General features: G+C 67.1%; 14 protein-coding genes and 1 pseudogene. 8 read left to right on the top strand and 7 right to left on the bottom strand.

Annotated elements, in window-relative coordinates; all coding sequences use genetic code 11:
* Window positions 1–103 precede the first annotated feature (103 nt).
* Window positions 104–1,129 (bottom strand): hypothetical protein, encoded by a 1,026-nt coding sequence (locus ABD093_RS10995; RefSeq protein WP_343924473.1) that lies wholly within the window; start codon window positions 1,127–1,129, stop codon window positions 104–106.
* 10 nt (window positions 1,130–1,139) lie between these two features.
* A complete protein-coding gene (locus ABD093_RS11000; protein WP_343924475.1) occupies window positions 1,140–1,409 on the bottom strand; it encodes a hypothetical protein in 270 nt (89 codons plus the stop codon).
* 63 nt (window positions 1,410–1,472) lie between these two features.
* On the opposite strand from ABD093_RS11000, the gene ABD093_RS11005 reads away from it, so the two are divergent.
* The 5 genes and pseudogenes from ABD093_RS11005 to ABD093_RS11025 all read left to right on the top strand — a co-directional run.
* Window positions 1,473–2,033 (top strand): RNA polymerase sigma factor, encoded by a 561-nt coding sequence (locus tag ABD093_RS11005; RefSeq protein WP_343924477.1) that lies wholly within the window; start codon window positions 1,473–1,475, stop codon window positions 2,031–2,033.
* Window positions 2,030–3,235 (top strand): protein kinase domain-containing protein, encoded by a 1,206-nt coding sequence (locus tag ABD093_RS11010; protein ID WP_343924479.1) that lies wholly within the window; start codon window positions 2,030–2,032, stop codon window positions 3,233–3,235. Before ABD093_RS11005 ends, ABD093_RS11010 begins: the two co-directional genes overlap by 4 nt.
* Before the next feature lie 407 nt (window positions 3,236–3,642).
* Complete coding sequence (locus ABD093_RS11015; protein ID WP_343924481.1) at window positions 3,643–4,575, top strand: Rieske (2Fe-2S) protein; 933 nt, start codon at window positions 3,643–3,645, stop codon at window positions 4,573–4,575.
* Window positions 4,576–4,637: 62 nt separating this feature from the next.
* Window positions 4,638–5,090 (top strand): hypothetical protein, encoded by a 453-nt coding sequence (locus ABD093_RS11020; protein ID WP_193116520.1) that lies wholly within the window; start codon window positions 4,638–4,640, stop codon window positions 5,088–5,090.
* A gap of 31 nt (window positions 5,091–5,121) precedes the next feature.
* Window positions 5,122–5,469 (top strand): annotated as a pseudogene (locus ABD093_RS11025) (FadR/GntR family transcriptional regulator); the annotation flags it as partial.
* 59 nt (window positions 5,470–5,528) lie between these two features.
* Here the strand turns inward: ABD093_RS11025 and fucP are convergent.
* Together fucP and ABD093_RS11035 are read right to left on the bottom strand one after the other, a co-directional pair.
* Window positions 5,529–6,854 carry an L-fucose:H+ symporter permease gene (gene fucP, locus ABD093_RS11030; protein ID WP_343924484.1) on the bottom strand — a complete coding sequence of 442 codons (1,326 nt, stop codon included), beginning with the start codon at window positions 6,852–6,854 and terminating at the stop codon, window positions 5,529–5,531.
* Between the two features lie 29 nt (window positions 6,855–6,883).
* Entirely contained in the window at window positions 6,884–7,495 is a 612-nt protein-coding gene (locus ABD093_RS11035; RefSeq protein ID WP_343924486.1) for a phosphoheptose isomerase family protein, read from the bottom strand.
* Between the two features lie 146 nt (window positions 7,496–7,641).
* Between ABD093_RS11035 and ABD093_RS11040 the strand changes: the two genes are divergently transcribed.
* The 3 genes from ABD093_RS11040 (at window position 7,642) to ABD093_RS11050 (ending at window position 9,820) form a co-directional block, all read left to right on the top strand.
* A complete protein-coding gene (locus tag ABD093_RS11040; RefSeq protein WP_343924488.1) occupies window positions 7,642–8,781 on the top strand; it encodes a substrate-binding domain-containing protein in 1,140 nt (379 codons plus the stop codon).
* Window positions 8,778–9,509 (top strand): MarR family transcriptional regulator, encoded by a 732-nt coding sequence (locus ABD093_RS11045; RefSeq protein WP_343924490.1) that lies wholly within the window; start codon window positions 8,778–8,780, stop codon window positions 9,507–9,509. Before ABD093_RS11040 ends, ABD093_RS11045 begins: the two co-directional genes overlap by 4 nt.
* Before the next feature lie 83 nt (window positions 9,510–9,592).
* Complete coding sequence (locus tag ABD093_RS11050) at window positions 9,593–9,820, top strand: hypothetical protein (protein ID WP_343924492.1); 228 nt, start codon at window positions 9,593–9,595, stop codon at window positions 9,818–9,820.
* Between the two features lie 190 nt (window positions 9,821–10,010).
* Here ABD093_RS11050 and ABD093_RS11055 read toward each other — a convergent pair whose 3' ends face one another.
* From ABD093_RS11055 to ABD093_RS11065, 3 genes are all read right to left on the bottom strand, one after another.
* The gene (locus tag ABD093_RS11055; protein WP_343924494.1) at window positions 10,011–10,859 is read right to left on the bottom strand and encodes a GIY-YIG nuclease family protein; all 849 of its coding nucleotides are present in this window, start codon (window positions 10,857–10,859) and stop codon (window positions 10,011–10,013) included.
* 105 nt (window positions 10,860–10,964) lie between these two features.
* Window positions 10,965–11,186, bottom strand: a complete 222-nt coding sequence (locus ABD093_RS11060) for a hypothetical protein (protein WP_343924496.1) — start codon at window positions 11,184–11,186, stop codon at window positions 10,965–10,967.
* Between the two features lie 220 nt (window positions 11,187–11,406).
* A complete protein-coding gene (locus ABD093_RS11065; RefSeq protein ID WP_343924497.1) occupies window positions 11,407–14,091 on the bottom strand; it encodes a hypothetical protein in 2,685 nt (894 codons plus the stop codon).
* Between the last annotated feature and the right edge of the window lie 202 nt (window positions 14,092–14,293).

Genomic DNA, 14,293 nt, shown 5'->3' on the forward strand with positions numbered 1-14,293 from the left:
AGCCCTATTCTTCCAGGTCAGGAGCACCTTCACCCATCACGACCCACCCCTCGGACACCTCAACGATGAAAGCCCGAGGTTAGAAGGCGAAAGGCCGGGCAGCTCAGCGAGCGATCTCCCTCGGCCGGACGGCCACAGCGAGTGCCCCGCCCACGCTCTCCCCCCACAGGGCCGGGAACGCGGTCGGGAAGATCCGCAGGTCGTCGGCCCCGCCGATGCGGGCGCTGGTCGCGACGATCGCCCCACGACCGGAGGGCACCCCGTCCACGTTGATCTCCGGTGCGTGCTCCCCGCGCTTGTCTTGAGCCAGAGCCATGTGGGGCCGATCCGAGAGGTAGGAGACGTCGGCCGGTCCGAAGTGGGAGGCGAGACGCCCCACGTACTGCTGCACCGTCACGCCGGAGTGGGTATCCATGCCGAAGCGCTGCGCCGTCTGGACCACCAGCGCATGGATCCACTCGTGCACCGCGCCGTTGGACAGGGCGGCGACTCGGAGCGTGTCCGGCGATCCGCTCTGGTCCACGGTCTCGAACAGGGCGAACAGAGCGTCCCCCATGAGGTCATGCCGGGTGGTGGAGTCCAGGGAGAGGTGCACGTCGGACATCCCCCGGATCGCCCCGGAGTGGACGGAGGCGCCCACGGAGGTGCGGTTCCCCGCGGCGTAGCCGACGCCGAATGACTGGCCGAACATGCTGAACTGATGCATCAGCGTGCCCCGAGCCTCCCCGGCGGTCTTCTCGTCGAAGTGGCGCTCCACCTCGAGCACCCGTCGCGGGTCGAGCCGGAGCACGGCACCGGAGCTGTAGGCGTTCGCGCGCGGCTGGGCGAGGAGCTGATCGGCATGAGCGGCCAGGGCAGTGGCCGTTGCCCAGTCCTCACGGTTGATCTTCCGCGCCTTGAGCTCCCCCAGGACGCCGACGATCAAGAGGACCAGACCAAAGATCCACAGCATGGATGTGAAGATCAGAACCGTGCCCATGACGGCGAGCGCACCGCTCGCTGTCTGAGCGAAGAACAGCGGCAGGGCACAGAGCGCGGCGGTGACTACCAGAATGATGATGCCGAATGTCATGGCGGTGCGATGAAGATGCCTGCGGGCCCGGCCGCACATGGAGGGTGCTTTGCTCATGTGATCCAGACTACTGGTCAGTTGTCATAGATCCGTCGTCAGAGTCGCCCGTCCCGATACAGCCCAATAGCAGTTCCTGCATCTGCGGCCTGTACTCCACAGAGGTGTACGTGCTGCGCTCGGCCTCCAGCGCGGCCAGCACTTCGGCGAGCCGCGTCGGCTCCCACTCCCCCGGTTCGCCGACGAGCACGCCTGCGTCTGCCAGGCGCAGGTTGAATGCTGGGGTGCTCAGGTCGGCATCGTCCTCGTGGAGCTCCCCCGGCTCGCGCAAAAAGCGCAAGCATCCGTCCCACACCGGGACCGCGTCGTTCGAGGGAACGCGATCATCAGTAGGATCACTCTCATGCGCGGGGGAAACGCAGAAGCATCGGGGTCGGACGACGAGGCGGCGCTGTCGCGCGCCGCGCTCAAGGCTGCAGACGGGGACTCCGCCGCTCTGGAGGAGCTCGTCGAGACCCTGGATCGGCTTCGCATCGTGCAGCGCATGGTGGGGTCGATGCTCCTGGACCTGGACACGGTCGACGACGTCTCCCAGGAGGTGCTCATCTCCATCATGGGTTCGATCAGGCAGTACCGAGGGGTCGGCAAATTCTCCACCTGGGTGCACCCCATCGCGAAGCGGCGCGTCGCCGATCACCTCCGTCGGCAGCGGGATGCCACCGCGCTCGAGGAGACCGATCTGCCCGCGCAGCGCTTCAGTTCGATGGTCGCCTCGCGCACCGCCTTGCGCGCAGCTCTCGCAGAGCTGCCGGAGAAGTACCAGGCCCCGCTCATCCTGCGTGATCTCGAGCAGCTCCCCGTCGCGGAGATCGCGGCGCGTCTCGACCTGCCCGAGGGCACGGTGAAAGCGCAGATCAGCCGGGGCCGAGCGAAGCTGGAGACGATCCTGGGAGCCATCGAATGAGGGAACGCATCGGCCGGTTCGAGGTCAGGGGACGCCTCGGCGTCGGTTCCTTCGCCACCGTGCATCGCGCCCTTGACCTGCGCCTCGACGACGAGGTCGCCGTGAAGGTCCTCGCGGAGAACCATTCCGCGAACCCGGAGATGCTGAGCCGTTTCATCGGGGAGGGGCGAGCGCTGCGGCGCGCCGGCGGACCGCACGTGGCAGCGGTCCATGACATCGGCGAGCTCCCCCACAATCAGCCGTATCTGGTGCTCGAGCTCGCCGACCGCGGCACTCTCGGGGACCGCGTCGAGCAGCTCCGCGCGACCGGATGGACTGCTGATCGGCGGGATCTTCTCCTCGTGGCGCGATCCCTCACGGCCGCGCTCGGGTCCGTCCATCGTGCGGACCTGGTCCACCGCGACCTGAGTCCGTGGAACCTCCTGCTGACCGCTCGACCTGATGCCCGCGGCGTCGCCGGGGCGGTGCCTGGAGGCGGCACGCTGATCGCAGAGGACGAGCGTCTGCTGCTCGCGGATCTCGGCATGTGCAAGGACCTGGCCCGCAGCTCCGGTATGACCGTCGCGGCCGGCACCTCCGGCTTCCGCCCGCCCGAGCAGGAGCGCCACGGGGTCGTGGACAGGCGAGCGGACATCTGGGCGATGTCCGCTCTGATGGAGTGGCTGGCCGACGGCGCACGCATGCCCCCGGCCTTCACCCGCGCTCTCGCCCGCGGGAGAGCGGAGAACCCGCGGAAGCGGCCCGAGGACGTCGAGACCTGGCTCGCGAGCATCGAGGAAGCACTCGCGGACCCGCCCGCAGCGGCACCGGACTCCCCCGCACCGGAACCCGCCCCCGCTCCCCGGAGCACCCTCCGTCGCCGGGTCCTCCCGGCCGTCGCTCTGCTGATCATCGGTCTACTCGTCGGGCTCGGGTTCGGGAAGCCCGTCTGGGACGACCCTCCGGTCGCGGCGTCCGACGGGGCGTCCCTCGCGATCGACGGACCGGAGACCCTCGCCGAGGGTGAATCCGCAACGTACTCGGCCGACGTGACGGGCGTGGACTCATGGGTCTGGACACTGCCGGACGGCCGGCACGTCGTCGGCGAGCGCACCGTCTCCCTGACACCGACCAGCCCGGGGAGGGCGGACGTCGTGCTGCGCGCACGCGCCGCGGACGGCACCGAGCTCGAGTCTCGTCTTGAGCTCCGCGTCGAGCAATGAGAACTCCTCTGGATCCGATGCAACCGAATCGCGATTCGTCACGACTCATAGGGGACAGCACCACCACACGAAGGGGAACATCATGAACATCACCGCCACGCGATTCAGCCGCCGGGCACTCGGACTCGCCGTGTTCGGAGCCCTCGCGCTCAGCGCCTGCGGCGCCGACGAGGTCGCCGGGTTCGGCGGAGGCGGCAGCTCGGACGGCGGCGGATCCGGCGCGAGCGACGGCGGGGCCGACGCTCCCGCGACCGCTGCACCGGATCTCCCCCCAGCTGGAGGCGGGATTCTCGCTGGAGGACTTCACCAAGGAGGTCACAGTCTCGGGCACTGTCCACCCGAAGGCCGGCACCATCGTCACTCCGACGGGGACGCTGCGCATCGACGGCATCCAGGAGATCACCTCGGTGCCGGCGGACGCGGTCGGCCTGGACCCGGAGACGAACGAGGACGGCGAGGAGCTGGAGTTCGCCGCGGCGGAGGGGGAGGTCCTCCGCGCCGTCGACTTCTCGTTCACCGCGAACAGCCAGGACGCGTTCAGCACCGATGCCGCGCTCCCTGCCACGGATGTGTCGATCCGCGGCGGAAGCTCGCAGACGCACCTCGCCGAGCTGACCGGGGACACCAGCAGCCGCTACCTGCTCTCGGTTCCGGCGGACGGCTCCGCTGTGCTCGTGGTCTCCAGCGAGGGACACGATCAGGTGATCGATCTGCTCACGGGCGAGCGGCAGGCGGACGATGTCGCCGCCGCCTTCTACCGCGAGGGCCGCGTGCAGGAGCCGCACCACACCTTCCCGGCCGAGGTGAAGGCCATCCCCGTCCTGTACAGCGGGGAGGAGGACAGCGAGATCGCCGCCAGCGTCTCCTTCCAGGCCACGACCCTCACCCTCACGGCCTGGACGAAGGAGGAGGGCTGGGCCGAGGCGGGCAGCGCGTGGCTCGTGCTGGACTGGAACAGCGAGGCCTCTCTCGACACCGAGGTGCAGGGGCTCGTGGACGTGAAGGGCTACTCCGCGACGGCCTCCGTGACCGTCGACGGAAAGGCGACCACGGACGAGTTCCACGCCGACAAGCTCTCGTTCGCCCCGAGCAGCACCAAGGAGGCCCGCGCCCTCACCGCAGCGGTCCCCGTCGGGACGACCAGCGTGACGGTGGGCATGAGCGGAGGGTTCTCGATCGAGTTCGACGGCATGGGCGGCGCCTACGAGACGACCGGCTCCCTCGACCGGGCGTACACGGCGGAGGAACTGACCGTCGAGTTCCCGCCCACCGGTGACGCCTCCGGCGCTCCGGCCTCCGACGGCGGCGGTGCACAGCCCTCCGACGGCGGCGGGAGCTGACCTCTGCCCCTCCCCTCCCACGCCCTCTCCCACCAGCACGACACCCCGAACAGGACATCACCATGAAGACTCGTATAGCCCTCACCGCCACCCTGACCTGCACCGCAGCCCTCGCCCTCTCCGGGTGCGGCGGTTCCTTCGACGACTCCCGCGAGCTTTACGAGCAGCTCCGCACGGAGATCGGCTGCGACACCGTGGACTCTGACGACTTCGAGTCCTTCATGGAGGGCGAACTCTCGGACTCCTTCCCCGCCTTCGACGTGGTCGACGGCGACTGCACGCTGGGCGACGAGGACCTCTCCGTCTCCGCCGTCGTCCCCCACGACGTCAAGGGCGAGGAGTTCCTCGAGGCCATGGTCGCGGAGGAGTCCGAGGGGTACGCCGTGCACTCAGCGAAGTGGGTCGTCCTCCTCGAGGGCATCGACGAGGAGAACCTCGAGTTCGCCGAGGCCGTGCACGAGGAGCTGGGCGGGAAGATCGTCACCTTCTCCGCCGCCGGCGTCGTGGAGGTCTGAGCCGCCCGTGGGGTGAGCGGGCGCTGCCGCTCGCGATGCGCAGGACGCGCAGCGCGAGCGACTCGTCGCGCTGGCCGAGGAGCTCGCGCGCCTGGGCGCCGCGGGTGATCTGGAGGCGTTCCTCGACGTGGACATCGCGTACCACTCCCTCCTTCTCGAAGCGAGCGGGAACGAGCTCTTCTCGGCGCTGCAGAACGTGTTCGCCGAAACCCTGCGCGGGCGGACTCATGGCGGGCTGATGCCGCAGTTCCCGCGCCCCGAAGCGATCTCCGCGCACCTGGACGTGGCGCGCCTCGTGCATGGACGGGACGGGCAGGGGGCGCACGACGCCATGGCCGCGATGATGGGTGAGCTGCGGGGCGATCTGTTCGGGGCCTGACGCCGGTAGACAGAGCGTGATGCCGGCGAACCCAGAGCACGGCCCATCCGCTCAGAAGCTCACGCCCCAGCGGGCTCCGCAACACCATACGTCCGCCCAGACCGCAGGTCGTAGATGGCGTAGGCGAGCACGACAGCGAAGCATGCTGTCGGCACCAGCAGAGCCGTGGGGCTGCCGAAGACGTCGGTGAGGTAGCCCTGAAGCGGCGGCAGAAGGGCTCCGCCGACGATTGCCATCACCAGGCCAGAGGCGCCGAACTTCGTATCCTCGCCGAGTCCGTGGAGGGCTACTCCGTAAATGGTGGGGAACATGAGGCACATCGTCCCGGAGACGGCGACCAGCGCCCAAGCCCCAGAAAGCCCTGGGTTCAACCAGGCGTAGATGCTGAGAACGATGGCGGCCCCCGCCATGATCGACATGAGCAAGGTGGGCCGGATATACCCCATCAGCCACGTCATGACGAAGCGCATGACGAGGTAGACGATCAGGCCGATCTGCAGGAACCACGCCCCCTGCACGTTGTCGCCGCCAGGGACGACGTTGGCGACGTAGATGACGATGTAGGTCCAGGTGCAAACCTGGGCACCGACATAGGCGAACTGGGTGAGAACCCCGTATCGCCAGTGCCGGTTGGCGAAGAGCCGCCGGAGCACTCCCCCGATTTCCCCCGGGGCCAAGGAGCCCACCTCGTCGGTGCGCGTGGCTGGCACCTTGACCCATGCGATCCCTACCCAGATGACGAGGAGGAGGCCGGCAAGGGCGAGGTAAGGGCCCATGATGGCGAAGAGCTCGCTCTTCTGGATCGCCAGGAGACTCTGATCCGGCATCGCCGAGCGCTCGGCGGCGGTGGCAGGGTTCATCCGGGGCAGGATCATCACCGCTGCGATGAGGACGCCAAGGTTCGTGCCGATGGGGTTGAACGCCTGCGCGAGGTTCAAGCGCCGCGTCCCGGACTCCTCCGGCCCCATCGAGATGACGAAAGGGCTCGCCGAGGTCTCGAGGATCGAGAGACCAGCTGCCAGAACGAACAAGGCGATGAGGAAGAAACCGAAGGTCAGCGAGTTCGCGGCCGGGAGGAACCCGATCGCACCCAACGCAGCAAGGCCCAGTCCGGAGAGCACACCCGCCTTGTACCCCCATCGTCGATTGATGAAGGCGGCCGGCAGGGCGAGCAGGAAGTACGCACCGTAGAAAGCGAACTGCACTAGTGAGGCCTCGAAGGTGCTCATCGTGAAGATACCTTGGAAGGCGGCCACGAGTGGCGTCGTGAGGTCCTGCGCCAGGCCCCAGGCGGCGAAACAGCACGCTATGAGCACGAACGGGACGATCATGCCCGGAAAGAAGAATTGCTTTCCCGGCGCCGGAAGTCGAGTCGAGGTTGTCATGAGGGAACTCCGTCGTTCTGAGGGTGGGATTACTCGAGGTTGGTGTGGCGGCGCCGCATCTGCTCCGCGGTCCCACCTGCCAGCTCTCGCACTCGCCGGCTGACGAGGTCGGTCAGCACGAGTAGGGCGATCTCGAACGCACTACCCATGGGCAGCACGGAGTCGGATCCTTGATCTGAGGCCATGGTCTGAGCATCGATCGGTACCACGTGGTCCAATAGTTCGGCCCGCACCAGCTCCGGCTGAGCCGTAAAGCCCACGACTCGCGCCGAGGCACCCCGAGCTCGGTCTGCAATCGCTTCGATCGAGGCCAGGCTGCCGGGACCGAGCGACACGAGAAGCACATCCTCTTCACCGAGCGCGGGGCAGGTCATGTCTCCGACGTAGTGAGCGTCCACCCCTGCATGGAAGAGCCGCATCGTGAGGGCTCGCATCATGAGTCCTTCGCGACCGGCCCCGAGACACGCGACGACCTTCGCCTTGGCAATCTCGTGCGCCACCTCGGCGAGCTGCGTCTCCGAGACGCTGTCCAGGGCAACGCGCACCGGTGCGAGAGCCTGCTCCACTTCATCGCGCGCTTCTTCGCTGCCTTCGTGCTCCACGGGACCATTCCGGTCGCTCGTTCCGCGTTCTGTCGTCATCTGCGACATCCTCCCTCTCGACCCGATACCGGCGCTCGGCATGACCTGGCTGGGCGCCATACCGGCCAGCACCCGCTTCAGCCATAGCTTCCACATGTCGGTCTATAGTTCGACATATGGACAGCGTTAGAGTAGTCAGTACCCTGGTGAGCGTCAAGGACCTAGGTCAGAAGCATGAAAGGGCGGCCAAAAAGATGGAGGACCGAGCGCGAACGCCCGCCGTTGTGCGCTCCGCCGCAGTCCTGAGACTGCTCGCCCGCAGTTCTCATCCCCTCACCCCCTCCGCCATTGCGCAGGAGATCGCCGCGCCGCGCACCAGCGTGTTGAGAATCTGCGAATCCCTGAGCGACGAGAGGATGCTCGTCCGTGGACGACAGGGAACCTATTGGCTCGGCCCGCGCATCGCTTCTCTCGCAGCGGATGCCCGCTTGTCCGACCATCACGCACTGACTTTCGGTGCCCTCATCCCCAATACCAGCAATGCCTATTACGACGCTCTCCTCGCTGCTGCGGCAGCGGACGTCGAGTCATCCGGCGGGCGCCTCATCGTGCACGATGCGAGCGACGACGCCGTGCGGCAGCGCCACCAATGGGGGGAACTTCTTGGGCTCGGTGCCGACGTCGTCCTCGTCGATGCCGTCGAGACATCCGGCTACGAGGATCTCGTCCAGGCTTCCCACGACCGCGGAATACCGGTGGTCGCCATCGGCACCCGGATCGACGGCGCCGACGTAGCGGTGACCAGCGATAACATTCAGGCAGGGTTGCTCTCTGCGACGGCCCTGCTCAGCCGTCTTCCCGACGACTCGCACGTCGCGATACTCGATGGCTTGAGCAAGAATGCCAACGCGGAACGGATCAGCGGATTCCGCGATGCGCTGAGGGACCATCCTCAGGTTCACCTGGTCGCCCATGAACGGGGCGGCGCCGACGACGTCGAGTCGGGCCGGCGCGCTACTCGTCGGCTTATAGAGGACCACCCTGGACTGAGCGGGATCTTCGCGGTCTGCGACCCACTCGCCCTGGGAGCCGCCGAGGCGCTCCGAGACCTCGGACGCACCATGGCGATCACGGCAGTCGATGGCCTTGCAGGCGCCGTCGAACTGATCGATGCCGGTGGCCCAATCCTCGCCACCGCGGCTCAGGATCCGGCTCACCTGGCTCGCACGGCGCTCGCGATCGCCCGCCAGCTCCATGACGGGACGACGCCGCGACAGCGGGTCGTCTCACTGCCTGTCCGCCTGGTCACGGCGGCCGACTCCCGGGGGTACAGCCCGTGGGGATGATCGAGAACGGCGCGTCGCCAGCAGTGCATCGCGCTCTGTCGGTGCTGGAGGTAACCAGCCGGCACGAGCACACGACCCCAGGAGTGCTGGCCGAAGAGCTCGGCCTGGCCAAGAGTTCAGTTGCGGACATCGTGAGCACGATGGTCGACCAGAACCTGTTGCGCCACCACAGCGACGGTCTTGGCATCGGGCGCCTCTTCGAAGAGCTCACGAGTGCGACGCTCGGCTCCTCGCAGGTGCTGGGACGCTTCGCATCCCGGTGGCAGCGTCACGAACTCTTGGCCGAGCACACGGTCACGGTCCAGAGCGTTGTCGGCACGGTCAGCCTGTGCCTCGAGGCCCGTCACGGGAGCCATCTCCTCCCCTGCACCCCACGTCCGGGTCTGCGTACGGACACCTGGACCGGAGCCGAGGGAGAGCCGATTCTTCGCGCCCTGCAGGTGGACGACGTGCTGCAATCGATCGAGTCCTTCGAACTCCTCGGCCCCGAGCTCTCGGCGCACACCCGGAACACGAGAGAACGCTGGATTCACGAGAACTCGCGCGGGGGCCAGACACACCCCATGCTCTCGTCAACCGGAAACCTCGAAATGAACGTTCGTGTGGCGCTGCCGGAAGGCGCCGGCCCCACGACGCTGACGCTCCACCTGGCCCCACAGCATCCTCGGCACGACGTGAGCCGCCTCCACGAGGCGCTCAGTGCATTCGCGGCGTGGCTGGTCACGTAGACCCTGAGCCCGGCCACAGCTCAGGTCATCCGCTGAGTACGAAGCCAGCTCCGGCGGGCCCACAGGCGTTCACAGGAGCGCTCATGGCGGTGTCCGCACCACGCCCGGAGTCGGAGGAAACCGACATCGACCGTGCGAAGATCGACCCCATGGCCGATCGCTCCAAGTTCCGCACTCTGGTGGATGAACTGCGCCAGCAGAAGCAGGCAATGCCCGTCGGCGCTGCGGTGCCCAGCGAACGCGCGCTAGCTGTTGCGGGTCATGACCTCATACACCTAGCCACCTGGCCCGCACGGAAGGAGATCGATTGATCAGGGCTTTCAGGTCGCCGGGCCCGCTGACCGAGTTCCGCGGCTACAGCGTCGTCGTCTCTGTTGCGTCGCACGGGGCCAGCTAAGGGTCGGCGAACCCATTCTGTAGACGCTCCTTCTGCCGTACATAGAGGGAACATGGCGGAAGGTGCATTTTGAAGTGCGCACCGGCGGCAACACTGCCGAGCACTCACTCAGCGACGAGGTTCGCGATCCGTACGCATTCGGCTCGCAGTGAGGACAGCTCGGGGAGCGCCGCAGGATTTCGTTGCAGGTTGAGGAGGGGGCGATGGCCCCTGATCAACGCAGTCTCTTGCGCAGTGAGATCGTCGGAGGTCTCCACCCAGTTCGCGAGGAGGTTCGCGTTGATCCAGTCGATGATCGCCTGGTTATCCGCCGGGGCGAACCTGTAGTTCCCTGTGTTGCTCTTGCCGTGAAGGCTCCCCGCGGGGGGACGGTAGCCGAGCAGCGCTCCGATGCTGCGGAACAGCGTGCCGTGGCCTCGCGCTCGAAGCTCCTGGCCGAGGAAGCGGCGACTCAGGCTCGTGGTGGCGAGCCCGATGTAGAGCAGATCCTGGCGGCGCTTCTCGCTGTAGCTCCTAAACGGCTGGGGCAGCGAACCCGTGTCGCGTACACGGATCGCGTAGAGGCCGGGACGATTGGGCACCACTAGGTCGATGGCCCCAGCTGGGCTGAACGCGGCTTGTTCGAGAAGTGCCGCCGCAAGCTCAGATGGCTCGGCAAAGGACTGGATCGGGCGTACCGCGACAGGCGGCACCGAAGCGTCGTTGAGTGCCTTCGGGGCGGCTGGCTGCACTTGTTGCCAATCCCGCAATTGCACTATGCCGGTTGCCGCCGCTTCTCGGGTGAAGAGGTGCGGGTATCTCCGAGCCCAAGCGCGCACCTGATCGGGCTGGACAGGCGAGCCGTCCCGCATCTGGTAGAGGCCACGCGCATTGATCTTCTCGGCAAGGTCACTTGCCTTCAACGGTCCCCCCGCGTCGAGCAGGACCTTCTCCATCGCATCGCGAAGCGTCAAGGCTCTTCCTTTCGACTGAGGTGAGCGTATCCAAGCCCAACGACTGGCAACTCGAATTCGCTGTCCGGTCAGCCCCGCAGCACGTACCACGCGAAGGCTGCGGCCTCAGGGGAGAATTCGTTCCAGCGGGGGTCGGGCGAAACCGTAGTGGTCGCCGATGTTGAGTCGCAGATACCAGACCGGCATCTCCCGGACTCTGCTCTCCTGCACGAGTCCGCGGTCCACGCGCCAGCCCAGTTCGATGGCCGCTGTGGCGATGGCGTGCACGGGCGCCTCGCCGCCAGCTCGGGCGGTCGCCACGTGCGACAGCAGGAGCTCCCCGGCCATCTACTCGAACGTGCCCGGGGCTGAGAGCAGAGAGTCCGCGACCAGCTCCCGCACCTCGCCAGCGCGCAGCGCATCGCTCAGGGCGCCGGGGTTGGGCCGCAATGCCTCGCGGGTCCTCGCACAGGATTCCGACGCGCTGCACAGAAGTCGCGGAGCCGGACGCCGTATACCTCCGAGTCGTTCGTGCCGATCCAGCTACACCTATCCGTACGGCAGTCCCTTACGCCGACGGCGCATCGCCGCGCTGCAGAGCCTCACGCAGCAGCAACTTCGTAAAATCGATGTGGGAGTGCGTCGCGTTTCTCGCGTTCTCCAGCTCTGCGAGGAGCTGCTCGAGCAGGTCGATGCACTCCCGGTTCCGGCCCAGCTGGCTCGTAAACATCGCGTGCCTAAACCGTGAGTCGAAGGTGTCGGGGTGCGTCGGCCCGAGCACTTCGGACTGGTCGACCATTAGTTCCTTAAGCATTGGTAACCCCTGGTCGAGGTCAACTTCCGCGCATATGAGAATGGCGAGGTAACTGCGCGCGGCCATCGTCTGCGGCGCGCGGCTGCCCAGGCGCGCCTCGTATGACTCGATCACTGACGTGAACGCCGCGACTGCACCAGCGTAGTCGCCGGAGTTCTGCGTGTTGATCGCAAGGTTAAGCCGAGTGTCGAGTGCCTCGTCGGAGTTCTCGCCGTATATGCGGAGCTGTTCGTCAAGCAGCCGTCCGAAGAACTCGGATGCGGCGTCGACGTTTCCGGCCGCTAAATGCTGCCCGGCGATGAACCTGAGCACGCGCAGCCCGAGGTCGTGGAACCGACCGTTGTGCGGTTCATGGAACCGAGCGTCCCGTCCACCGTGCGGCTCGTAGAGGTCCATGAGAAGCCCCTGGGCGCGGACGATCGCAACGACAGGGTCGAACAGCGCGCGCCACTCCAGCTGATCGATCTGGGTCGTAAACACTGCGCGGGAGACCGGTCCATAGAACGCGGCCTGTTGCTCGAGCTGTTCATGGAGCAGATTCACCGCACCCTCGGGGTCATCGGCCAGCCCCGTGAACCGGGCAATGTCGGCGCGAAGGTCCATCGTGATCGGGTGCAGCCGGCCGGGTTCGGAACGCTCGACGACCTCCTGGAACATCGCGACCAAGAGACCGCGGGCCCGGAGCGCCTGCCCCGAGTCGCCGAGCCAGACCGCCGCGCGGTGGCGCAGGTCGATCAGCAACGTATCGCGGAGGTCGAGATGTCCGCCAGCCACTTCGAGCGCTCGGTGCGCCGTCGTGGCCGCGGTGCCAAGCGAGCCGCGTGCGGCCTCTTCCTCGGCGCGCCGCCACAGCGCAGTCGCGTCCACGAGATTCGGATCCTCCGCCGTCGTCAGCGAGAGATACCACCGGCACATGAGAGTCGCGAGCTTCGTGTCAGGGAGGGAGAGGAGAACCCGATCCCTGTCGATCGCCTCGACCATTTCTCGCCGCGCGATCGTGCGGAACTCCGCGATGTCTGCCTCCGAGAACGCCCCGCCTACGAAACGCGATGCACGCAGGGTGAGCAGGTGCTCCGTGAAGAGTTGCACGCCGTCCTGGTCCAGGCACCACCCTGAGAGGTCGATCGCGTAGCGCAGGCTACCCTCGGCGTCGGCGACCTGGTCGTCGAGTGTCTCGCGCAGCACCGAAATGATGGCGGAGACCGGGAACCGGGCGAACTGATCGCCCAGTGGTTCGGTCGCGACGGCGCAGGCGAGGGCCCAGCGCGTCGGCTCGGGCAGCTGCTTCCAGCGGTCCTCGTACAGCCCCTCGAGCCCGTCAGGCAGACCGGTAATCTCGGCCTCTGTGAGCCGTCCGTTGTTACGGCGGATGTCGCGCTTGGCCTTGCCCTCCGTCAGAAACATCTCGACCGCGAGCGGCACCTGCAACCGCTCGCCCACCTGGCGCGCGACTGCCTCATCGGTGTGCTCCGCGCGCTGGCGCACGAGCGCGATGAGGTCGTCAGTTCCGAGCAGGGGCACGTCGACGACAGCTACGACACCCGGAAGCTGCCCCGCGAGCCATTCGGCATACGGCCCCGTGGCCTCTGCTTCCGGCCACACGGTGCCGATCAGCAGCGTCGGGTGCTCCGAGTCGGGCACGAGCAAGCGGTCGAGCAACTGGGCCGCGTCGCCGCTCATGAAGTGCAGATCCTCGGCCACCACGATGCCCGGCAGCTCCGGTGTCGCCGCCTCACGCAGCGCGTCCGCAGTCTCGGCGGTCAACGTGCGCTGGCGCTCGTTATGCTGTGCACCGAGGTCGACGTCGAGCTTCACGTCAGCACGACGCCGGTGACCGGTGCCCAGACCCTTCGCCGCGTCGACGGTTAGATCGAGCAACGCGCGCGGCACCGGCACGAAAAGACCGACGGCATCGAGCAGCGCCTCGATGGCGAAGTCGGCGCCCTCGTTCACGAAGACGTCGCGCACTCGATCGAAGACCCCGGTCGCGGCCGAGCCGAGGCGCTGAAGCGCCCCCGTGTGCTGCAGCTTCGCCGCCGCAAGCGGCACGGCGTGCATGAGCAGTTGGGCATTCAACGACGACGCACCGTCGCGCAGCAAGCCCGACGACGTCTCTTCACTGGAGAGCTCCCACCAGGCGAACTCCGGCAGCGCTCGCTCTGCCCAATGCATGGTCTCGCGCGGCGGCGCGAGCACCTTGCGCTCAGTAAGAATCCGGTCACCGATCTCGGGCAGCGGTGGCCAGTAACGCGGGCTCTGCGACTGGCCAGCGAGTCGCTCGTACACCTCGCGGACGATGCGCGACTTGCCGACGCCGGCCGGCCCGCGCAGGAGGATGACGCGGGGGCCGTTCGGGGGCCCGCCGGCCCGCAGAGCTTCGATTCTGGAGCAAATGTCCTGAACGATTCCGACGTGTGGCCCCAGCAACTCGTTCCCCATGCGTGCCATTCTGGCACCCGTGCGGTACCGAGGTCTACATGGCGTTCGTGCTCGATGACTTCGGTGCAGAAAAGCCCGATCATGGACTACAGGGACTGCCGCACATTTAGGTGACAGTTTGACCTAGCCTCGGGCTTTCATCGTTGAGGTGTCCGAGGGGTGGGTCGTGATGGGTGAAGGTGCTCCTGACCTGGAAGAATAG

The sequence above is a fragment of the Brachybacterium tyrofermentans genome (assembly GCF_039526165.1).
In the GTDB taxonomy this organism is placed as follows: domain Bacteria; phylum Actinomycetota; class Actinomycetes; order Actinomycetales; family Dermabacteraceae; genus Brachybacterium; species Brachybacterium tyrofermentans.